Origin of the sequence: Actinoalloteichus hoggarensis (genome assembly GCF_002234535.1) — a bacterium.
Taxonomy (GTDB): Bacteria; Actinomycetota; Actinomycetes; order Mycobacteriales; family Pseudonocardiaceae; genus Actinoalloteichus_A; species Actinoalloteichus_A hoggarensis.
In genome coordinates this window covers 3,902,890-3,924,330 of sequence record NZ_CP022521.1, presented here as the reverse complement: position 1 = coordinate 3,924,330, position 21,441 = coordinate 3,902,890, and the positions used below count along the sequence as shown (strand labels likewise).

Sequence of the window (21,441 nt, the reverse complement as noted above, 5' to 3'; positions counted from 1 at the left end):
GGCATCGTGATCACGACGTCCCGCGGCCACGCCGGGCCCCCTGCGGGCGCGGATGCCCGCTGAGCGTTCCGACCAGGGCGGACACGTCGCCGCCGCCCCTCGAACACAGGAATGTTCCGCGCCTCCCGACGCGCAGGCGGCCGATCGACCGTCCGGATCGCGGTCGAGCCTGCCGAGACGACACCGCGCTCGTGCCCTCCGGAGCGGTCCTGGGACCACCGCCGCCGACGGCATCGACGACTGAGTCAGCCGGGTGATCATGCCGTACGATCGGTGGACAGGGTCGGTGATCGCCATCGGCGGGCCTCCTCCAAGGCGGGCAGCTCGCAGCGTCGGATCCGCGGCTCTTTCCAGCATGTTGCGGTTCCGGCGCGGCATCTTCTTCCAGCATGCGCACTGACCGGACCGCTGTTCTTTCATTCGAATGGTCGAGTGGGATCCTGGGAAAGTGAGCGGGGAGTGACCGGCGCGACAGGCGGCTCCGGCGGCCCGGCCTGCGCTGTCGGGGCGTCGGTCGTCGAGTGGCCGCCCCGACCGCCCAGCCGTGGATTCCCCCCGGGCGGAACGGTCGTCACAGTGTTATGGAATGTCATTCCCGGCCGCCGCACAATCGGAGAAGACAACGGCGGCGCGACTCCTGCACGATCGGATCACGGCGGCGGAAGTGTGCCACACCGAGCCGGCGTCCGGTAAATCAGCGACATCCTTGACGCCGACCCGGTTACGGCTGCCGGATCGCGCAGAGCCGCGATGTCCTGCCCGTTCCGTAATCGGAGGCTCAGCTCCAGAGACGGTGGGAAGTATGAGCAGCGAGCGAATCGCAATCGTGGGAATCGGGCTCCGCTATCCCGATGCCGCGACGCCCGATGAACTGTGGGAGAACGTACTCGCGGGCCGTCGCGCCTTCCGACGGCTGCCGAACGAGCGGATGAACCGCGCCGACTACTGGTCGCCTGATCCCGAGGCGCCCGATCGCTTCTACTCCACCATGGCGGCGGTGCTGCGCGATTTCGAATTCGACCGCGTGGCGTATCAGGTGGCGGGCAGTACCTACCGTTCCACCGACCTCACCCATTGGCTCGCCCTCGACGTGGCGGCTCGTGCCCTGGCCGACGCCGGTTTCCCCCGGGGCGAGGGTCTTCCGACGGCGACGACCGGGGTGGTGCTCGGCAACAGCCTGACCGGGGAGTTCTCCCGCGCCAACACCCTGCGGCTGCGATGGCCCTACGTTCGGCGCACCCTCGCCGCGGCGCTCGCGGACAAGGGCTGGTCCGACGCGGAGACCGCCGCGTTCCTGGGCGACCTCGAGACCCGGTACAAGGCGCCGTTCCCCGCCGTGGACGAGGACTCCCTCGCAGGCGGCCTGGCCAACACCATCGCCGGACGGATCTGCAACCACTTCGACCTCGGTGGTGGCGGCTACATCGTGGACGGGGCCTGCTCGTCGTCGCTGCTCTCGATCGCCACCGCCGCCAAGGCGCTCGTCGACGAGGATCTGGACGTGGCTCTGGCGGGCGGGGTCGATCTGTCGATCGACCCGTTCGAGGTCATCGGATTCGCCAAGACCGGTGCGCTGGCCACCGGGGAGATGGTGGTCTACGACCGGGACTCCAACGGCTTCTGGCCGGGGGAGGGCGCGGGCGTCCTGGTGCTGATGCGGGAGGCCGACGCGGTCGCGCAGGACAGACGGATCTACGCGTCCATCGCGGGATGGGGGATCTCCTCCGACGGCAAGGGCGGCATCACCCGCCCCGAGGCGAGCGGCCACCGCCGTGCGCTGGCCCGTGCCTACGGCCGGGCGGGCTACGGCGTGGAGACGGTGTCCTACTTCGAAGGACACGGCACCGGCACCGCGCTCGGCGACGCCACGGAGCTGACGGCGCTGTCCACCGCCCGGCACGCGGCGGCGCCCGACGCGCCCCCCGCGGCGGTCAGCAGCATCAAGGGCAACCTCGGCCACACCAAGGCCGCGGCGGGAGTCGTCGGATTGATCAAGGCGACTCTCGCCGTGCACCACCAGGTGATCCCGCCCGCGACGGGACACCGCGACCCGCATCCGAGCCTGCTCACTCCCGACGCCGCCGTCTACGTCCCCCGAGACGCCCGCGCGTGGCCGGAGGACCAGCCGGTCCGCGCGGGCGTCTCGGCCATGGGATTCGGGGGGATCAACACGCACCTCACCGTCGAGCAGCCGCCGGGCACCCCACGCCGCACCGCCGTCGACGCGGCCACCCTGGCGACGGTCGCGGCGCGACAGGACGTGGAGCTGCTGCTGGTGGCCGGAGCCGACCTCGCCGACGTGCGCGAACGGCTCGCCCGGCTGCGCGAGCTGACCGGGAGGCTGGCGTACGCCGAGCTGGCCGACCTGGCCTACGCCCTCGCCACGGAGGCGGCCGACGGCCCCGTTCGCGCGGCGGTGGTGGCCGACTCGCCCGCCGACGCCGAGCGCAGGCTGGGCCTCCTGCTGGCCGCCGTCGACGATGGACGCACTCGGATCCACTCCGTCACCGACGGCATCTTCCTCGGCGAGCCCTCGGACGAGCCGAGGATCTCCTTCCTGTTCCCCGGTCAGGGCTCCGGGCGCGGTGGTGCGGGCGTGCTGCGTCGTCGATTCGGCTCGGCCGCCGAGGCCTTCGCCGCCGCCGGGCCGGCCGAGGACGGAGATCCGATCGCCACGCAGGTGGCCCAGCCGCGCATCGTGGCGGGGTCCCTCGCGGGACTGCGCGTGCTGCGTGATCTGGGCATCGAGGCCACCGCCGCCGTCGGGCACAGTCTCGGTGAACTGACCGCGCTGCACTGGGCAGGCGCCCTGACCGCACCCGATCTCGGCGCGCTCGCCGCCGCGCGGGGAAAGGCCATGGCGAGCGCGAGCCGCACGGGCGGCGGGATGGCGAGCCTGACGGCGACCGGTGAGGAGACGGCACTGCTCGTCGCCGACGAGGACGACGTGGTCGTCGCAGGCTACAACGGGCCCCGGCAGACGGTCGTCTCCGGCCCGGCGACGGCCGTGGACCGCGTCTGCGCCAAGGCACGGGCCGCCGGACACGGCGCCACCCGGCTGTCCGTCTCCCACGCCTTCCACTCGCCGTTGGTGGCCCCCGCCTCGAGGGCGCTGGCCGCGCACCTGGAGACCCTCGCCCTCCAGCCGGTGCGGCGCCGCGTCGTCTCCACCGTCACCGGCGGGCCCCTGGACGCCGCCGAGGACCTCGCCACGCTGCTGCGCGACCAGGTCGTCCGACCGGTGCGCTTCCACCAGGCCGCCGTGCGGGTCGCCGCCGACGCGGACCTGCTGATCGAGGTCGGTCCCGGTCGCGTCCTGACCGGGCTGGTCGCCGAGATCACGCCGGGGACGCCCGCGTTCGCCGTGGACACCGAGTCGGATTCGCTCCGGCCGCTGCTGTCGGTGGTCGCCGCCGCGTTCGTGCTCGGTGCCCCGGTGCGCACCGAGACGCTGTTCACACATCGGGTGATCCGCCCGCTCTCGATCGACGGACCCATGACGTTCCTGGCCAGTCCGTGCGAGCAGGCCCCGGCGATCGACGTCGGCACGGTCGCGCCCGTCGTGGCGGCCGAGGCGACGGCCGCCGACCCGCTCATCGCGGTGAACGGGTCGGCACCTCCCGCTCACGCCGACTCGGCACGCTCCACTCTGGAGCTGCTTCGCGAGCTGGCCGCCGCGCGCGCCGAGCTGCCGTCCGCCACGATCACCGCCGACACCCATCCGCTGGACGACCTGCACCTCAGCTCCATCACCGTCGGCCAGATCGTGAACCAGGCCGTACGCGACCTGGGCAGGCCGCCGCTGACCTCGGCGCCGAGCTTCGCGACCGTGCGGCTCGGCGAGCTGGCCGCCCTCATCGACGATCTCGCCGAGACGGCACACGCCGAGGAGACCGTCGTCGACGAGGCCGCGGGTGCAGGTCCCTGGGTGCGTGCCTTCACCGTCGACCACGTCGCGGAACCCGCTCCGATCGGGCGTCCGCCCGCGGCGGGCGCGACGAGTCCGGGCGACTGGGCGGTGCACGCGCCCTCGGATCATCCGCTGGCGGCGCCGCTGGGCGACGCCCTCGCCCACGCCGGTCTGGGCGACGGCGTGCTGCTGTGCCTGCCCGAGCGCTGCGACGATCAGGACCTCGCCCTGCTGCTGGCGGCGAGCCGTGACGTGCTCGGCCGCCCGGCCGGCACGCGGCTGGTCGTGGTCCAGCATCGGTTCGGCGCCTCGGGACTGGCCAAGACGCTGCACCTGGAGGCGCCGTCGGTGCCCACGACGATCGTGGAACTGCCCGACGTCGCACCCGTCGCGCCCGCCGACCTCGAACGAGCCGTGAGTCGAGTCCGCACCGAGGTCGCGGCCACCACCGGCTTCGCCGAGGTGCGCTTCGACGCCGACGGCACGCGTCGGGTGCCGGTGCTGCGCGCCCGCCCCGTCCGCCCGTCCGCCGCCCGCGCCGCCGACACCGCGGCCGCCGGGGCACTCGGGCCCGCCGACGTCCTGCTGGTCACCGGCGGTGGCAAGGGCATCACCGCCGAGTGCGCGCTGGCCCTGGCGGAGGACTCCTCGGCCGCGCTGGTCCTGCTCGGCCGCTCCGACCCGGACACCGACGCCGAACTCGCGGCCAACCTCGCGCGCCTGACGGCCAAGGGCGTTCGCCACCGGTACGAACGTGCCGACGTGACCTCCGCCGAGGAGGTCGCCGCCGCCGTCGGCCGGGCCGTGCAGGACCTCGGTCCGGTCACCGCCGTCCTGCACGGCGCGGGCCGGAACGAGCCGTCGTCGCTGGCCGGGCTCACCGAGGAGGAGTTCCGCGCGACGCTCGCCCCGAAGGTGGCGGGACTGCGTGCCGTCCTCGCCGCCGTGGACCCCGACCGACTCCGACTGCTGCTCACCTTCGGCAGTGTCATCGGTCGGGCGGGGCTGCGCGGCGAGGCACACTACGCGACGGCCAACGACTGGATGACCGAGCTGACCGTGCGTTTCCAGCGGGAGCATCCCCGCGCCCGCGCCCTCGCCCTGGAGTGGTCGGTGTGGTCCGGCGCGGGAATGGGCGAACGACTCGGCGTCGTGGAGGCCCTGCGGCGGGAGGGCGTCACCGCCGTGCCCGCCGAGGACGGCATCGCGATGCTGCGCCAGGTCCTCGCCGATCCCGACGCCGGGCCGGTCGTGGTGATCGGCGGCCGGATGTCGGGTCTGCCGACGCTGGCCGTGGAACGGGTCGAGCCGCCGCTGCTGCGCTTCGTCGATCGGGTCCTCGTGCACTACCCGGGAGTCGAGCTGGTCACCGAGACGACCCTGTCCGCGGGCAGCGACCCCTACCTCGCCGACCACCTCCTGGCCGGGGATCTGCTGCTGCCCGCCGTGGTCGGGATGGAGGCCATGGCACAGGTCGCCGCCGTCCTCCTCGGCGACACGCCGACGCCGGTGCTCCACGACGCCGAGTTCCTCCGCCCGGTGGTCGTCCGGCCGGACGGGACGACGACCGTGCGGCTGGCCGGCCTGGTCGTCGACGCCGAGACGGTCGACGTGGTGATCCGCAGCGAGGAGACCGGATTCGGCGCGGACCACTTCCGGGCGCGCCTGCGGCTCCCGCGAGGCGATCGGCCGGTCGACCGCGCGCCGAGGGCGGACGAGCTGCCCGCGGTGCCGCTCGACCCGGACACCGAGCTGTACGGCGACGTCCTGTTCCAGGGCAGACGATTCCAGCGGCTCCTGCGTTATCGGCGGGCCGCCGCCCGGCACGCGGTCGCCGAGCTGTCCACCCGGCCGACGGCACCCTGGTTCGCCGAGTTCCTGCCGCAGCGACTCCTGCTCGCCGACCCCGGCACCAGGGACGCCGCGATGCACGCTCTCCAGTGCTGCGTGCCCGACGCCACCCTGCTGCCGGAGCGCATCGAGCGACTGCATCTCGCCGATCCCGCCGCGGCGACGCCGGAGTACGTGGTGCTCGACGCCCGCGAACGGTCACAGGACGGCGACAGCCACACCTACGACCTCGACCTGCGCGACCCGCACGGCGTGCTCGTCGAACGCTGGGAGGGCCTGGTCCTGCGCGCGGTCGCCCGACGCGACGGCACCGGTCCCTGGGCGCCCGCCCTGCTCGGCCCGCACCTGGAACGCAGCCTCGAACGGGTCCTGGGATCGGCGCCCTCGACGGTCGTCGAGCCGGACCCGCCGAGCGGGGGACCCGGCCGGGACGTCGGGCGACGCGAGCAGACCGAGCTGGCCGTGAGCCGGGCACTGGGCCGACGAGCGCGGGTCCACCACCGACCCGACGGCCGCCCGGAGATCGAGTCCGCGCCCGCCGAGACCGCTCCCGCCGCGGGACGTCGGCAGGCTCGGTCGGAGTCGAGCGCACCGTTGGAGATGTCGGCCTCCCACGGCGCGGGCCTGACCATGGTCGTCGCGGGCGCGGGCCCGCTGGGCTGTGACGTGGAGCCCGCCGTCGACCGGCCCGAGGCGGACTGGGCGGGACTGCTCGGCGCGGAGCTGCTGCCGGTCCGTGATCTCGCGGCCGCCGAGGCGGGGGAGGACCGGGCGGTCGCGAGCACCCGGGTGTGGGCCGCGGTGGAGTGCGCCAGGAAGGCGGGGACCGCGGCGATCACCCTCACGGTGGACCGGGTCCACCCCGACGGCTGGACGGTGTTCTCGGCGGGACGAGCCCGCGTCGGAACCTGGGTGACCACCGTCGAGGGGCGTCCCGTTCCGACGGTCTTCGCCGTACTCGTAGGAGAGGGGAGATGACATGGCCGGGTACTACGAGATCCGTCACGTCGTGGGCTTCGAGGAGACCAACCTGGTCGGCAACGTCTACTACGTGAACTATCTGCGCTGGCAGGGCCGTTGCCGCGAGTTGTTCCTCATGGAGAAGGCGCCGGGGGTGCTGGCCGAGCTCCAAGGCGACCTCAAGCTGTTCACGCTCAAGGCGGAGTGCGAGTTCTTCGCCGAGATCACCGCCTTCGACGAGCTGGCGGTGCGCATGCGGCTGGAGGAGCTGACCCAGACCCAGATCCAGTTCGTGTTCGACTACGTGCACCTGGCGGACGGGCAGGAGCATCTGGTGGCGCGGGGTCGTCAGCGCATCGCCTGCATGCGGGGGCCGAACGCGGCCACGGCGCCCGCCAGGGTGCCGAGCGAACTCCGTGCGGCGCTGGTGGAGTACACGCCGCCGGGGCCGCGTCCCCTTCCCGCCGCCGTGTCTCGGGCGGGAGGCTGACGTGGTCGACGACAGCCGCACGGCCGGGCTGGCGTGGCCCGCCACCGCGTCGCCGACGCCGGGCCGGGACGCCCGTCGCGTCGTCTCGGCCGCGGAGCTGCGGGAGGCGATGTCCTGGTTCGCCACCGGGGTCGTGGTCCTCACGGTGGGCGGGGACCACGTCCACGGGATGACGGCCAACGCCGTCAGCTCGGTGTCCCTGCGCCCGCCGCTGGCCTTGTGCTGTGTGGCACGCGACGCGACGATGCACGGCGCCATCACCGCCGCGGGGAGTTTCGGCGTCTCGATCCTGGCCTCGACACAGGAGGACACCGCGCGGTACTTCGCCGACAAACGCAGACCGCGCGGGCTCGCCCAGTTCGACGCCGTCGACTGGCTGCCGGGCCCCCGCACCGGCGCGCCGCTGCTGGCCGGCGCGCTCGCCTGGTTGGAGTGCGAGCTGACGGAGTCGTTTCCCGGCGGTGACCACTCGATCTTCGTGGGTGCCGTGCTGGCCGCCACCCGGGGTTCGGGGGACGGCGGACTGCTGTTCTTCGGCGGCGGCTACCGCTGAGGCGGTGTCGTGGCGAACGAGCGGCGGGTGCTCTCGTGCCTGCCGGGACGGGCTGCGCCGTTCCGACGTTCTCGCCGCCACGGGTTCCTGCTCAGGCAGCGGAGACCGGTCGACGGGAACCCGTCCGTCGGACGGTGACACATCGGGTGCGGACGGCCTGCCGGCGGCACGGACGCGGCACATGCCTGCCTGCGCCCGCCCGCCGACAGATCGCCTCCTCGCCCCGACCGGCGTGCCTGCTGCCCGGCTGGATCCGGTGCGCTCCACCGTCGCCCCGTCGCCCCCTCAACGGCAGCGCCCGCGGCCAGGTCTGGGCTCGCCCCGCCGGACGGCCCCGCCGACGTGCGCGGTCGCGTCCGGCGGTGGGGCAATCAGGAAGGTGCGATGCCCCTGGCGCCCGATCACGATGAAAGCGCGTGCCGGTGTGGTGCGCGAGCCGGTCGACTCCGACTGGACCCCGTGTTCGAAAGGACTCCGGTATGACCACGACTGATTCCACCACTGTGGACGACGACACGGCGGCGGTGCGCCTGCTCCCGCAGCGCATCATGGACGCCTGGGCCGCGCACGACGGCCAGGCCTTCGCCGACGTCTTCACCGAGGACGGCACCCTGATCCTGCCGGGCGACGTGCTGCTCCGAGGCCGGGAGGAGATCGGCGCGTACATGAACGCCGCCTTCGCCGGGCCCTATCAGGGGACCCGGGTCTTCGGGGAGCCCGTCGCCGTGAAGTTCCTCGGCGCCGCGGTCTGCCAGCTGCTCACCCGAGGCGGGGTCCGGGCCCCCGGCGAGGCCGAGGTCGCGCCGGAACGCGCCGTCCACGCCTCCTGGCTGCTCGTGAAGCAGGACGACGGCCGATGGCTCCTCACGGCGTACCAGAACACCCCCGCCGTCGCGCCGTGAGCGTGGTGGCGACGCCGCACCCGGCCGCGTCGACCGAGGGGGACGACGGGGCCGAGTCGGCGACGCTCGGTCGGGCGGCCTGAGCGGCCGTTCCGCGCGTGCGGCTCCATCGGCGACGGCCGTGTCGGCGGCCCGACGCTCGACGCGTCCGACTGCGCCCGGCGCGGCCGTCCGCCGACGAGGCGCCGGGCCTCGCCGGGCCGGCCGAGCGTCGGGCATGGCATGCCCCTCTCCGGTATGGAGCCGCCGCTGCCGAGGGGCCGGGTTCCGTGTCGGCGACGCCGAACGCCCGTGTCGGGCCCGCTCACCGTTCACCGAGGCCGTCGCGGGCCGCGGTGCGGACGGCACGGGAGCGATGCCGACTTCGCGTGTGTGCCGGACCGCCCCACCGAGCCCGATCGCCATGCCGGAGCCTGAGGGACGCCCGCCGCCGGTGCGGGGGGCCTGGGAGCTCGCTTCCGCGTCACCCGTCCCGGTCGTCACGCTCCCGGCCTGTCCCGGCGAGCAGGATCGCCACGGCCACCGCCGCGCAGGGCAGCAGCCCGACGGCGACGTCGTGCGGGTGGCGCGTGTCGACTCCCCGAGCAGCGCGGCGCCCCGCAGGCCGGTCGAGGATCGGACCGGCCCGCGGGGCGTTCGATCGGCAGCGCGGCGGGGGCCTCAGCGCGGCATGGCGGCGAACTGCCCGGGGACACGGCCCGCTCCCGCGGGTCCGCGGTAGGCCTGCGCGATGTCCAGCCAGCGCCGGGCTTCGTCTCCCTGTGCCACCAGCGCCAGGTCGTCACGGTGCCTGCGGCGGGTGACGAGCAGACAGAAGTCCACGGCGGGTCCGCTGACCTGTTGCGACGCGGCGGCGTCCCCGAGCGACCACCGTTCGCCGGAGGGTGCGGTCAGCTCGAAGCGGAACTCCTCCGATGGCGGCTGGAGCCCCCTGGCGAGATACCCGAAGTCCCTGGTGCGGGCACCGAAGACGACGAGCGGTCGGATCCGATCGGTGTGCTCGCGGCGAATGCCGAGAGTGTCGGCGATGTCCTGGCCGTGCCCGAACAGCTCCATCATCCCCGCCGAGGCCAGTACGGCAGGAGGCAACGGGTTCACCAGCCACGGCACCGTCTGATCCGGTGGCACGGCCGCGAGGGCGTCTTCGGCGGCGGTGCGCTGCTCGCGCCAGCTCGCGAGCAGCTCTGGTCGGGGCAGGGCGAGGAACGGCGCGAGCGCCGAGTCGACCGCGGCGTCGAAGTCGCCCTGCACGGTCGACGTCATCCGGGTGAAGAGGGCGGGTTCGGCGGCGGCCGCCGCCGCCATCCGAAACGTCGCGGTCAGGTGGGCGATCTGATGCGCGATCGTCCAGCCCGGCGCGGGGGTGGGCCGATCCCAGTCGGCCTCGGCGAGACCGGCCACCAGGCGATCGACGGCGTCGCCCTCCGCCTTCAACGCGGAGATGACGTCCTGAAGCTGGGCCATGCTCGTGTCCTCTCATCTCGAATGCGACGCATCGCCGATGCGCGACGGTCCGGATCGCCCGACGCCTCACGCGCCGAGCCGATCGGCGGCGACGGCGGCACCACGTCACGCCCGCCGCCGCCGTCGTGCCGAGCCTGCCCGGCGACCGCGCGGGGTGTCCCCTCCCGACGTGCCCTCCTCCGTCGCGGTCCGTCGCCGAGGCACGGCACCGCAATCGGGAAGGTGCCGGGCGGACTCCTGGGCCCGCACGATGCGAATCGACGGACTTGACGAGCCGCCGAACGGCCTCCCCGAGCGGGACGCGATCGCGGTGGGGCGACAGCGCCGCGCTGAGGCGAGGAGACGCGAGGCAGGTCCGAGTGCACTCGGCGCGAGACACGGGCTCCCGCGACCACCGCCGACGTCGGATCGACACACCGGATGGGGAGATGATCACGATGGGCAGTCACGTCGGACAGCGGGCGGTGGTGCTGGGCGGCAGCATGGCGGGGCTGCTCGTCGCCCGAGTGCTCGCCGAGAGCTACGCCGAGGTGCTCGTGGTGGACCGCGACGAACTGGGCGGCAGCGGATACCGGCGTGGCGTGCCGCATGGCAGGCACGCCCACGGCCTCGTCGCCCGAGGACAGCAGATCCTGGAGGCGCAGTTTCCGGGCCTCACTCAGGAACTGGGCGAGGCCGGTGTGCGCCCCGGCGACTTCAGCGGCGACATCCGCTGGTATTTCGAGGGACTGCGCCTGGCACCCGCCCACTCGGGACTCGTCGCCGTCCCCGCGACACGTCCGGTCCTGGAACACCACGTGCGCGAGCGGGTCCGCGCCATCCCGGAGGTGACCTTCGTGGACCGCACCGAGGTTCTGGGACTCGCCTACGACGCCGACCGGCGGCGGGTCACCGGCGCGCGCGTCCAGCGCATCGACGCGGGCACCGCGGAGGTCCTGTCCGCCGATCTGGTGGTCGCCTGCACCGGCCGCGGTGGTCGGGCGGAAGGATGGCTCGCCGAGCTGGGCTACCCGCGTCCCAGCCAGGAGCGGATCAAGATCGACCTCTCCTACACGACACGTCATTATCGGATCGACGTCGACCCGTTCGGCACAGACCAGGCGATCATCCCGGCCGCTACTCCCGCGCATCCGAGAGGCGCGTTCTTCTACCGGTTGCCCGGCGATGACGGCCGTCTGGAGCTCTCGCTCACCGGAATCCTCGGCGACCACGCGCCGACCGACCCCGACGGCTTCCTGGCCTACGTCAAGTCGCTGCCCGTGCCGGAGATCTACGAGGCGGTGCGCAGGGCCGAGCCGATCGATGATCCGGTGCGGTTCCGCTTTCCGGCAAGTGTTCGTCGCCGCTTCGATCTGCTGCCGAGCGCTCCCGACGGATTCGTCGTCCTCGGCGACGCCGTGTGCAGCTTCAATCCGGTCTACGCACAGGGCATGACGGTGGCCGCACTCCAGGCGCTCGTCCTGCGGCGTCACCTCGCGGAGGGCCGAGAGCCGCGACCCCTGGACTTCTTCCGCGATGCCTCCCAAGTGATCGACTCGCCTTGGGACTTCGCCGCCGTCGCGGATCTCGGCTACGCCGGGGTCGAGGGCCGACGCACGGCGAAGACGCGGTTCGTCAACTCCTACGTCACACGGTTGCGGGCCGCCGCAGTAGGAGACTCCGCCCTCTCCACCGCCTTCTTCCGCGTCGCGGGCCTGATCGACGAGCCCGCCGCGCTGATGCGACCTCGCAACCTCATCCGAGTGCTGCGCGGACCACGGCGCGGCACCGCGGAGAAATCGACGCCCAGACCCCTCGACGCGGCCCGTCGAGAACCATGACGCCGTCCACACAGGCGGCCGCGGTCGATCCGTCCGGACGGTCCGCGACAACGGCCTCGTCCGCCCCGCCGGCTCGCCGCACCGCCGGCCGTCTTCGAGAGGACTACGAATGCTTCCCTTCCACATCGACGTCCCACAGTCGGAGCTGGACGATCTGCGACGCAGACTCGCCATGACGCGCTGGCCCGTCGAACTGCCCGGCGTCGGCTGGGACCGCGGCGTGCCGCTCGACCAGCTCCGCGAACTCGCGGAGTACTGGCGCACGGAGTTCGACTGGCGGGCGGCCGAGCGACGGCTGAATCGGCACCCGCAGTTCCGAACGGAGATCGACGGCACGACCGTGCACTTCCTGCACGTGCGATCACCGGAGGCGGATGCGACACCGTTGATCCTGACGCACGGGTGGCCGGGCTCGGTCGCCGAGTTCCTGGACGTCGCCGGGCCGCTGAGCGATCCGGCCGCGCACGGCGGCGACCCCGCCGACGCCTTTCATCTGGTGATCCCGTCGATCCCCGGCTATGGATTGAGCGGCCCGACCACCGAGCGTGGCTGGGACACCCGTCGGGTGGGCCGCACCTGGGCGGAGCTGATGCGTCGTCTCGGATACGACCGGTATCTGGCGCAGGGCGGGGACTGGGGGATGCCCATCTCGCTGGAACTGGCCGCCGCGGCGCCCGAGCAGGTCCTGGGGGTACACCTGAACATGCTGGTGACCTTCCCGCCTGCCGATCCCGACGCCGTGGACGGCCTCGGCGAGGTCGATCGCGCTCGACTGGCCGCCGCCGCGTACTTCGAGCAGGACGGCTCGGGCTGGCGCAAGCTCCAGTCGACGCGACCGCAGACCCTCGCCTATGGACTCACCGACTCGCCGGTCGGGCAGCTCGCCTGGATCGTCGAGAAGTTCCAGGAGTGGTCTGCGGCCACCACGACGCCGTCGGACGCCGTCGACCGCGATGCGATGCTCACCATCGCCTCGATCTACTGGTTCACCGCCACCGCCGGGTCGAGCGCGCAGCTCTACTACGAGTCCAGCAGGCTCGACGTCGATTTCGTCCGGACCTGGGGCGGACCGTGGGCGGTCGCCGCACCGGTGGGGGTGGCGGTGTTCCCCTCGGACGTGGTACTGCCGATCCGTGCCTTCGCCGAACGGATCATTCCGAATCTGGTGCACTGGACCGAATTCGACCGGGGCGGACACTTCGCGGCCCTGGAACAGCCGGAGCTGTTCGTCCGTGACCTGCGGGACTTCGCGCGCAGGATCGCGACTCGGTGATGCGATCCCGTCGCGACGGCCGCGACGCGCACCGCCCGCCGACCGCCGGCCGCACGCTGCGACGAGTGTTCCGCGGGTCACCGTGTGTCCTCGTTGCGTCGGCCTCCTCGGGTAGCATCTCCACCGCAGGAACGGTCGGGTGCGCGCCGCCGGAGCCGTTCCGCGGGACGGCGTCGGTGGCCGGGACGGCCGGGCCCGTCCGTCCCGCTCGGTGCCGCGACCCGTGAGGACAGACGTGAAGTACCTGCTGTTGATCTATCTCAATCCCGAGATCTGGGGCTCGCTCACGGCGGAACGGCAGGCCGAGGTTCGGGCGGGCCATCAGACCTTTCAGAAGACGATCACCGAGTCGGGAGAGATGATCAGCACGGTCGCGCTCGACGGGCCGAGTGCGAGTGCGGTCGTGCGGGTCCGTGCGGGTGAGATGACCGCGACGGACGGCCCGTACGTGGAGGCGAAGGAGTACCTGGCGGGTTATTACCTCGTCGAGTGCGCCGACATGAACCGGGCCCGCGAACTGGCCGGGCTGGTTCCCGACGCCGAGGTCAACGCCATGGAGGTACGGCCGGTCGTGTTCGCCGCCGGGCTGGAGGGGTGAGCGACGACCGCGTGGAAGACCTGCTGCGGAGGCTGACGCCGCAGGTGCTCAGCACACTGATTCGCCGGCATGGTCAGTTCGACGCCTGCGAGGACGCCGTGCAGGAGGCGTTATTGGACGCCGCTCTGACATGGCCCCAGCAGGGAACGCCGACGAAGCCGTTGGCCTGGCTGATCACGGTGGCGTCCCGCAGGCTCACCGATCAGTGGCGCAGCGAACAGGCCCGCCGTCGACGCGAGGCCGCCGCCGCCGCGATGGTCCCCGCCGATGCGACCGTCGCGCCGGGTCCGGATCATGATCAGGCCGCGGACCACGACGACACGCTGGCGTTGCTCTTCCTGTGCTGCCATCCCGAGTTGACGCCGACGTCGCAGGTCGCGCTCACTCTCCGCGCCGTCGGCGGCCTGACCACGGCGCAGATCGCCAGTGCGTTCCTGGTCCCCGAGGCGACGATGGCACAGCGCATCAGCCGGGCGAAACAGCGGATCAAGAAGTCGGCGACGCCGTTCCGGATGCCGCCCGAAGCGGAGCGGGCGAGCAGGCTGCGAGTGGTGCTGCACGTGCTGTACCTGATCTTCAACGAGGGATACACGGCGACGTCCGGCCCCGACCTGCACCGGATCGAGCTGACGCGGGAGGCGATCCGACTGACCAGGGCGGTTCGTGAACTGCTGCCCGAGGAGGGCGAGGTGGCGGGGCTGCTGGCGCTCATGCTGCTCACGGACTCACGGCGGCCCGCCCGTACCAGAGCGGACGGCGCCCTGGTCCCCCTTGCCGAACAGGACAGGCGGCTCTGGGACGCGATCGCGATCAAAGAGGGTGTCGAGTTGATCACGGAGACGCTGGCACGTCCACCGCTCGGGCCCTACAAACTCCAGGCCGCCATCGCCGCCGTGCATGCCGAGGCCGAGCAGGCGGAGGACACCGACTGGCCGCAGATCGTCGCGCTGTACCAGCTGCTGGAAGGCGTGTCGCCCAACCCCATGGTGACGTTGAACCACGCGGTGGCGCTGGCGATGGTCGAGGGACCGCGCAGCGGGTTGGCCCTCCTGGCGACGCTGGACGCCGACGACCGGATCGCAGGGCACCATCGCCTGGCCGCCGTGCGTGCCCACCTGTTGGAGACCGCGGGCGATCGAGTCGCAGCCCGAGATGCCTACCTGCGTGCGGCGAAGCTGACCACCAGCGCACCGGAGCAGCGCTATCTCAAGGGCCGTGCCGAACGGCTCGGCGACGCGGACGGATGACCTCGCGAGTCCACACCGGCGGCTCGGAGGTCCGCGGTGCTCCGTCGGACTTCGCCCTCGCCGACCACCGCGGGCACCGCGTCGGGCGCGAAAGCCGGGTGACGTCGAAGCGGCGCCCGGCGGGCGGCAGCCGGTGTGCCGGCGCGGGCCGGCCGTTCTCCAGCCGGTGCGTCGCCGCGCCGACGTCGAAGCGGTGATCGTCTTGTCGTCGGGACCCGGCGCGGGCGGCCTCGGCAGTACGGCGACTCACGGGACGGGTCAAGGTCGACATGTCGACGACGACCACCGCAGATCGTGCTTCCCCCGTCGTGCGGGACACCTCGGATGCCGCATTCCCGGAGATGTGCCGGCGACCAGGTGAGGTCGAAGCTGTCCTCGTCTGACACGCACCGAGGGGGCAGCCATGACCGCGACGGACGGCGCTATCGACACGACGAGTGGCACCACGCACCGAAGACGGGAACCGCTTCTCGACGGCCTGCGCGGCGTGTGCGCCCTCGGCGTGATCGTCTTCCACGTCGCCTTCCAGGCCGGCGTGGCCAACCACATCGGCGACGCGGGTTACGGCATCTGGGGATTCATCACGGAGGGCCTGACGGTCTGCCTGCCGCCGTTCTTCGTGTTGTCCGGGTTCCTGCTGTACCGAGGCTTCGCCCGAACGACCATCCTTGAGACACCCCGCCCGGACCTCAGATCCTTCTTCGTCGGCCGAGTGCTCCGTATCCTGCCCGCGTACTGGGTCCTGACGATCGTGGCCCTGTCGACGTTGAACCTCAGCGGCATCGACGACGCCTGGGACGTGCTCAAGCCGTTCCTCCTGTTGCACTTCCTGCTGACACCGGACTCCACGCAGTGGCTCACCGGGATGGAACCCACCTGGACCGTCCCGACGGAGATGTTCTTCTATCTGCTGCTGCCGGTGTTCGCCTGGGCGATCCATCGTCACGCACGTGGCGTCGCGGACCCGGCACGGCGGGCACGACGGATGCTGACGCCCTTGGCGGCACTCGTGGTGATCGGCTTCGCCTGGATCGCGTTCTGTCATCTTCCGGTGATGGCGGACTCGGTGTGGTACTTCTCCTTCTGGCCGTTCGGCTTCACCGGGTTCTTCGCCGCCGGAATGGCCCTGGCGATCTTGTCGGTGCAGTCCGAGGCGACGTCCAGGCCGCCCGCGCTGCACCGTCTGATCATCAGGATGCCGAACCTGACCTGGCTGATCGCGCTGTTCGTCTTCGCGGCCAACGTTCCCAAGCCCTTCGGCCAGCCCGGGGACGGGACGTGGGGCGGCATGACTCAGGAGTTGGTGGAGAACGTCCTGCTGCTGGCGTTCGCCGTGCTGATCATCCTGCCGTTGACGGTGCCCGCCGCGCGATCACGACTGATGACGGCCGTCCTCGGCAACCGGGTGGTGCTGTTCCTCGGCCGCATCTCGTACGGCATGTATCTGTGGCACGTGCTGTTCATCCACCTGTGGTTCGCCAACGGAAGCGCCTTCGGCAACGTTCCGGTGCCGTCACAGATGTTCCGCGGCCAGGTCGGCTTCTGGGAACTGCTCGCCTTCGTGCTCGCCGGCAGCATCGTGGTGTCGTTGATCAGCCTGCACGCCGTCGAACGTCCCGCACTGCGGCTGCGTGGTCGACGACGAGCCGACCCGGCCCCGCCGAGTCGTGCGGAGGGGTGACCGGCCAGGGCGCCGGTCCCGGACGGCGAGGTGCGCACGCCGGTTCACGGCGACCCGGCCGGGGCTCAGTCCGACGCCGGCCGCACCGAGAGAGCGTGACGGAATACGTCACGGGGGTCGTACCTCGCCTTGACCCGCGCGAGACGGTGATAGTTGTCCTTGTAATAGAGGACGTGCCAGGGGACTCCCGAGGTGTTCCACTCGGGATCGGCCAGATCGGCGTCCGGATAGCTGATGTAGGAGCCGTCGGATCGATCGTCGGGAACCGGGACGCCGCCGCTCTCGGCGTAGACGCTCCGGTAGTACCTGCGCACCCAGGCGATGTGGACGTCATCCTCCGCCGCGTCGAACCACGCCCCGGCGCTATAGGAGGCCTTGAGGATCGAGTCGCGTTGCGGGATCGCGGTCGCGTCGCGTGCCACCGAGTTCACCCGGCCGCCGAAGGCGGTGAGCACCAGGCACGCCGCCGGATTGTGGTACTCAGGGTCGGTGAGGGCGTCGTAGATCGCCGTGAGCTGTCCGCGCGAGTACGGACGTCGAAGATAGGCGGCCTTGTGCTTGTATCGGCCCCGCGGATCGCTCGGCCAGCTATAGGAGGGCATCCACTCGCTCATCCACGCCGCGACGTCCTCGGTGTCGACGACGGGGTCGACGTCGACCGCCTCGGTCATCGAGGCGAGGTGGTCGCTCAACAGCCGGGCCGCCTCGGGCACGTCGGCGTCGATCACCGAGGTGATGCCGAACGTCTCCGACGATCGATGGGTGATGATGAGATTGCTCCACAGGTGCCGGTACGGCGAGTCCGGCGCGCTGTGGGCGGCCAGCCAGGAGCAGTAGCCGTCGACGAGCCGGGCGAACCGTTCTTCGGTCATCGTGTCCCAGGACCACTGGACGAAGCGCCTGCGTACGGCGCGCGGCGCGCGGGGCAGTAGATCGGCGGGATCGTCGGACTCGACGCCGGGGGAGCGCAGCCAGAAGCGCGTCACGACACCGAAGTTGCCGCCGCCGCCGCCGGTGTGCGCCCACCACAGGGCGCGGTGGGGGTCCTCGGGGTCGCGCGTCGCCACGATCACCTCCGGCCGCCCGGCAGCGTCGACGACGACGATCTCGATCGCGTACAGGTGGTCGACCACCAGGCCGTCCCGGCGGGAGAGGTGTCCGTACCCGCCACCGGTGATGTGCCCGCCGACCCCGACCTCGAAGCAGGTGCCGGCCGGGATGGTGACGCCCCAGCCGTCGTGCAGGACCTGATACACCTGCCCCAGCGTGGCGCCGGCCTCGATCATGAAGGCCCGACGTTCCGGATCGTGTCGTACCGCCGCCATGGGGGAGAGGTCCAGGAGCATCCGGACGTCGCCCGCGGCGGTGAAGTCCTCGAAGCAGTGCCCGCCGCTGCGCACGGCGGGCCGCCGTCCGGTCGCCACCGCCTCGGCGAGCGCGTCGACGACCTGGGCTGTCGTCGCGACGAGACGTATCTCGTCCGGTCTGCCGACGAAACGATGGTTGTAACACTCCGCCAGACGGGCGTAGCGGGGGTCCTGGGGCGTGACGATCACGGCACCGTTCTCGGACATGGTGATACCTCCACGAGGGCCGGAGCTGGTGGCCAGACCGTCGCACGGGGCCGTTCCTCGATGCTTCTCTCCGAATGCGATCTCGGGTGCGTGGTCGCGGTCGACATCGTGCACGTCGAACGGACGTCGACCATTTCTCCGGCGCGGCGGAGGAAATCGGTACCGCAATATCGAAGGAGTGTGGTCTGGCGCGGAGTGCCATAGTCGCCGATGGGGCAGGAGTTCTCGGCGGCAGACCACCGAATCCATACGAGACAGGCGGCCCGCGGGCATCGGAGCGACCGGGACGAAACGGAGTGAGACGAGATCATGATCAGTGCGGGCTTGTCCAAGGCGCGGCTCGGCCGAATGCACGACGTCATGGCCGGTTATGTCGAGAAGAACGAAGTGCCGGGCATCGTCACCCTGGTGAACCGGCGAGGAGAGACCCACGTCGACGTGCTCGGCACGCAGGCGTTCGACAGTCCGGAGCCGATGCGACGCGACACCATTTTCCGCGTCACGTCGATGACGAAGCCGATCACCGCGGCGGCGGCGATGATCCTCGTCGAGGAGTGCAGGCTGCGGTTGGACGAGCCGGTGACCGGGCTGCTGCCCGAGTTGGCCGACCGTCGGGTTCTGCGGCGCATCGACGGCCCCGTCGACGACACCGTCCCCGCCGAGCGGCCGATCACCGTCCGCGACGTGCTGACCTTCCGGCTGGGATACGGGCTCATCCTCGAACCCAAGGACGGCTATCCGATCCATGCGGCGCAGGACGCCCTCCAACTCGCCCTCGGCAAGCCCAAGCCGCCGTCGCCCTACACCTCCGACGAGTGGATCAGCACGTTCGCCACGCTTCCGCTGCTTCATCAGCCCGGCGAGAAATGGATGTACCACACCGGGGCTCAGGTGCTCGGCGTCCTCATCGAGCGAGCGTCCGGTCAGTCGTTGGACCGGTTCCTGCGTGAGCGGATCTTCGAGCCGCTCGGCATGCACGACACCGGTTTCAGCGTGCCGCCCGCGAAGATGGACCGGCTCTCGACGAGCTACTGGGTCGACTATGCCACCGGGACGCTGGAGGTCTATGACGAGGCGGCCGGTGGACAGCACGCGAACCCGCCGGTGTTCCATGACGGTGCGGCCGGGCTCGTCTCCACGGCGGACGACTACCTGGCCTTCGGTCGGATGCTGCTGAACAAGGGAGCCTGCGAGGGTGAGCGCATCCTCTCCAGAGCCTCCGTGGAGATGATGACGACAGACCAGCTCACGCCCGAGCAGAAGGCACGGTCGGGGTTCTTCCCCGGCTACTGGGACAACCGAGGATGGGGCTTCGGGTTGTCCGTGGTCACCAATCGGGACATCCTCGCCGCGACTCCGGGGCGGTTCGGATGGGACGGCGGCTTCACGACCTCCTGGTACTGCGATCCGGCCGAGGACATGGTGGCGATCCTGATGGCTCAACGCCTCGCACCGCCGTCGAGCACGGGGCTCTATGTCGACTTCTGGACGTCGGTGTATCAGGCGATCGACGACTGAGCAGCGGGTGGACGCTCCGCCGGGCAGGACGGAACTCAGGCCGACCTGTCACCCGGACGAGCGAAATCGGCTGGCTGGACCCGGCCGGTCTCGAAGGCGTCTCGTGCGGTCACGATGTGGTCGCGACGGCCGGACCATCCGGCTCGACACCGGGGCCGCGGCACGGTCGACGGCCGGATAAGTCCTGGCAGGACGTGGTGTGCTGCTACGGCTAGCGCCTGTTCCCCACCACATGAGCCCGCTCCCGCGGTGCCGGACGGGCCCGCCGAGACGGCCGCACGGCGGCACCGACCCTGCCGGACGTCGCGATGTCGGCTGTCGAGTCGGCGAGGCCTGTTCCGACCTCTTCTGCACAGGGCGCCGGATGCGCCGGAAGACGATGCGGACGAGGTGATCGACCATGAACGACGTGCAGAAGCTGGTCCAGGAGGCGATCGATCGGCTGGTGGACTCCGGAACGGAGATCGGCGTCCAGGTGGCGGCGTATCGACATGGCGAACTGATCGTCGACGCGGTCGCCGGGGTATCCGATCCGGCGACCGGTCGGCCGGTGCTGTCCAGCACCCCGTTCAACAGCTTCTCCACCGGCAAGGGCGTGACGTCCACCGTCGTGCATGTGCTCGTCGATCGTGGCGTGCTCGACTATGACGAACCGATCGCGCGATTGTGGCCGGAGTTCGCGGCTCATGGCAAGGAACGAACCACCCTGCGGCATGTGCTGACGCACTCGGCCGGAGTGCCGGGGCTGCCACAAGCGACCACTCCGGAGGACCTCTGCGACTGGGACGTCACCTGCGCCCGGATCGCCGACACCGAACCGTGGTGGGAGCCGGGGACCAGGACGGGATACCACGCGCAGACCTACGGCTACCTCGTCGGAGAAGTGGTCCGCCGGGCCACCGGCACCCCCATCTCCACGGTGCTACGCGAGGAGATCACCGTACCGCTGGGCATCGCCGACGAACTCTTCTTCGGCGTCCCCGAGTCCGACCTCGAACGGCTGGCGGTGCTGACGGACGCGGCCGACAGCGCCGCGATGTTCGCCGCGATGCCGCCGGACTTCCCGTTGTTCGCAGCGGTGCCCACCGCGGTGATGCCCACCGCCGCCTACGGCAATCGCCGGGACGTGCTGACCGCCGACATCCCGGCAGGCGGCACGATGACGGCTCGGGCCGTCGCCCGGATGTACGCCGCGCTGCTCGGGGAGGTCGACGGGGTGCGGCTGGTGTCGCCCGCGCGACTGCGGGAGATCAGCGCCGTGCAGACTCGCGACGTCGACCAGGTCACGGGGCACGCCTACCCGAAGGCGCTCGGCTACAACGTCGGCAGGCCCGGCACGACCTCCGAGGCGACTCCCGGAGTGTTCGGCATGGTCGGGATGGGCGGCAGCGCCGCTTACGCGGACTCCTCTACCGGGGTCACGGTCGCGTTGACCAAGAACCGGTTCGACCCGTTCGCGCCCAGCCCGGTGGACGGCATCGGCGCGATCGTGGCGGAGCTCACGGGCGGCGGCTGACGCGCGGCGGGAGGCGGCCGTGTGTCGGCACGGTCGGCCCCGCTCTGGACCGGCGGCAGGACGCATGCGGGGAGGGCGGGCGCG

General features: G+C 71.6%; 13 protein-coding genes. 11 read left to right on the top strand and 2 right to left on the bottom strand.

The window, feature by feature from the left end; translation table 11 throughout:
- Positions 1-802: 802 nt before the first annotated feature.
- The 4 genes from AHOG_RS16755 (at position 803) to AHOG_RS16740 (ending at position 8,666) form a co-directional block, all read left to right on the top strand.
- Positions 803-6,739 carry a type I polyketide synthase gene (locus tag AHOG_RS16755; RefSeq protein ID WP_093942201.1) on the top strand — a complete coding sequence of 1,979 codons (5,937 nt, stop codon included), beginning with the start codon at positions 803-805 and terminating at the stop codon, positions 6,737-6,739.
- A 1-nt stretch (position 6,740) separates the two neighbouring features.
- Positions 6,741-7,211 carry an acyl-CoA thioesterase gene (locus tag AHOG_RS16750; RefSeq protein WP_093942200.1) on the top strand — a complete coding sequence of 157 codons (471 nt, stop codon included), beginning with the start codon at positions 6,741-6,743 and terminating at the stop codon, positions 7,209-7,211.
- Positions 7,212-7,320: 109 nt separating this feature from the next.
- Positions 7,321-7,764, top strand: a complete 444-nt coding sequence (locus tag AHOG_RS16745; protein WP_093944522.1) for a flavin reductase family protein — start codon at positions 7,321-7,323, stop codon at positions 7,762-7,764.
- 479 nt (positions 7,765-8,243) lie between these two features.
- Complete coding sequence (locus AHOG_RS16740) at positions 8,244-8,666, top strand: SgcJ/EcaC family oxidoreductase (protein WP_093942199.1); 423 nt, start codon at positions 8,244-8,246, stop codon at positions 8,664-8,666.
- A 660-nt stretch (positions 8,667-9,326) separates the two neighbouring features.
- Here AHOG_RS16740 and AHOG_RS16735 read toward each other — a convergent pair.
- Complete coding sequence (locus tag AHOG_RS16735; RefSeq protein WP_093942198.1) at positions 9,327-10,130, bottom strand: TIGR03084 family metal-binding protein; 804 nt, start codon at positions 10,128-10,130, stop codon at positions 9,327-9,329.
- A gap of 437 nt (positions 10,131-10,567) precedes the next feature.
- On the opposite strand from AHOG_RS16735, the gene AHOG_RS16730 reads away from it, so the two are divergent.
- From AHOG_RS16730 to AHOG_RS16705, 5 genes are all read left to right on the top strand, one after another.
- Complete coding sequence (locus AHOG_RS16730) at positions 10,568-11,950, top strand: FAD-dependent oxidoreductase (protein ID WP_093944521.1); 1,383 nt, start codon at positions 10,568-10,570, stop codon at positions 11,948-11,950.
- A gap of 109 nt (positions 11,951-12,059) precedes the next feature.
- The gene (locus AHOG_RS16725) at positions 12,060-13,223 is read left to right on the top strand and encodes an epoxide hydrolase family protein (protein ID WP_093942197.1); all 1,164 of its coding nucleotides are present in this window, start codon (positions 12,060-12,062) and stop codon (positions 13,221-13,223) included.
- Between the two features lie 223 nt (positions 13,224-13,446).
- The gene (locus AHOG_RS16720; protein ID WP_376700047.1) at positions 13,447-13,821 is read left to right on the top strand and encodes a YciI family protein; all 375 of its coding nucleotides are present in this window, start codon (positions 13,447-13,449) and stop codon (positions 13,819-13,821) included.
- Positions 13,818-15,068 carry an RNA polymerase sigma factor gene (locus AHOG_RS16715; protein ID WP_093942195.1) on the top strand — a complete coding sequence of 417 codons (1,251 nt, stop codon included), beginning with the start codon at positions 13,818-13,820 and terminating at the stop codon, positions 15,066-15,068. Before AHOG_RS16720 ends, AHOG_RS16715 begins: the two co-directional genes overlap by 4 nt.
- A gap of 403 nt (positions 15,069-15,471) precedes the next feature.
- On the top strand, positions 15,472-16,749 hold the full coding sequence (locus AHOG_RS16705) for an acyltransferase family protein (protein WP_093942193.1): 1,278 nt from the start codon (positions 15,472-15,474) through the stop codon (positions 16,747-16,749).
- Positions 16,750-16,814: 65 nt separating this feature from the next.
- Here the strand turns inward: AHOG_RS16705 and AHOG_RS16700 are convergent, their stop codons facing one another.
- Positions 16,815-18,323, bottom strand: coding sequence for an FAD-binding oxidoreductase (locus AHOG_RS16700; protein ID WP_093944520.1), 1,509 nt, complete (start codon positions 18,321-18,323; stop codon positions 16,815-16,817).
- Positions 18,324-18,632: 309 nt separating this feature from the next.
- Between AHOG_RS16700 and AHOG_RS16695 the strand changes: the two genes are divergently transcribed.
- Positions 18,633-19,841 (top strand): serine hydrolase domain-containing protein, encoded by a 1,209-nt coding sequence (locus AHOG_RS16695; protein WP_184450936.1) that lies wholly within the window; start codon positions 18,633-18,635, stop codon positions 19,839-19,841.
- Positions 19,842-20,241: 400 nt separating this feature from the next.
- On the top strand, positions 20,242-21,357 hold the full coding sequence (locus AHOG_RS16690; protein WP_093942192.1) for a serine hydrolase domain-containing protein: 1,116 nt from the start codon (positions 20,242-20,244) through the stop codon (positions 21,355-21,357).
- The last annotated feature ends 84 nt before the right edge of the window (positions 21,358-21,441 follow it).

Excerpts from the sequence above, each read along its gene's own strand:
- AHOG_RS16700 (WP_093944520.1), bottom strand. The coding sequence starts at position 18,323 with ATGTCCGAGAACGGTGCCGTGATCGTCACGCCCCAGGACCCCCGCTAC.
- AHOG_RS16705 (WP_093942193.1), top strand. The coding sequence starts at position 15,472 with ATGACCGCGACGGACGGCGCTATCGACACGACGAGTGGCACCACGCAC.
- AHOG_RS16725 (WP_093942197.1), top strand. The coding sequence starts at position 12,060 with ATGCTTCCCTTCCACATCGACGTCCCACAGTCGGAGCTGGACGATCTG.
- AHOG_RS16730 (WP_093944521.1), top strand. The coding sequence starts at position 10,568 with ATGGGCAGTCACGTCGGACAGCGGGCGGTGGTGCTGGGCGGCAGCATG.
- AHOG_RS16755 (WP_093942201.1), top strand. The coding sequence starts at position 803 with ATGAGCAGCGAGCGAATCGCAATCGTGGGAATCGGGCTCCGCTATCCC.
- AHOG_RS16740 (WP_093942199.1), top strand. The coding sequence starts at position 8,244 with ATGACCACGACTGATTCCACCACTGTGGACGACGACACGGCGGCGGTG.
- AHOG_RS16745 (WP_093944522.1), top strand. The coding sequence starts at position 7,321 with ATGTCCTGGTTCGCCACCGGGGTCGTGGTCCTCACGGTGGGCGGGGAC.
- AHOG_RS16750 (WP_093942200.1), top strand. The coding sequence starts at position 6,741 with ATGGCCGGGTACTACGAGATCCGTCACGTCGTGGGCTTCGAGGAGACC.
- AHOG_RS16735 (WP_093942198.1), bottom strand. The coding sequence starts at position 10,130 with ATGGCCCAGCTTCAGGACGTCATCTCCGCGTTGAAGGCGGAGGGCGAC.
- AHOG_RS16695 (WP_184450936.1), top strand. The coding sequence starts at position 18,633 with ATGATCAGTGCGGGCTTGTCCAAGGCGCGGCTCGGCCGAATGCACGAC.
- AHOG_RS16690 (WP_093942192.1), top strand. The coding sequence starts at position 20,242 with ATGAACGACGTGCAGAAGCTGGTCCAGGAGGCGATCGATCGGCTGGTG.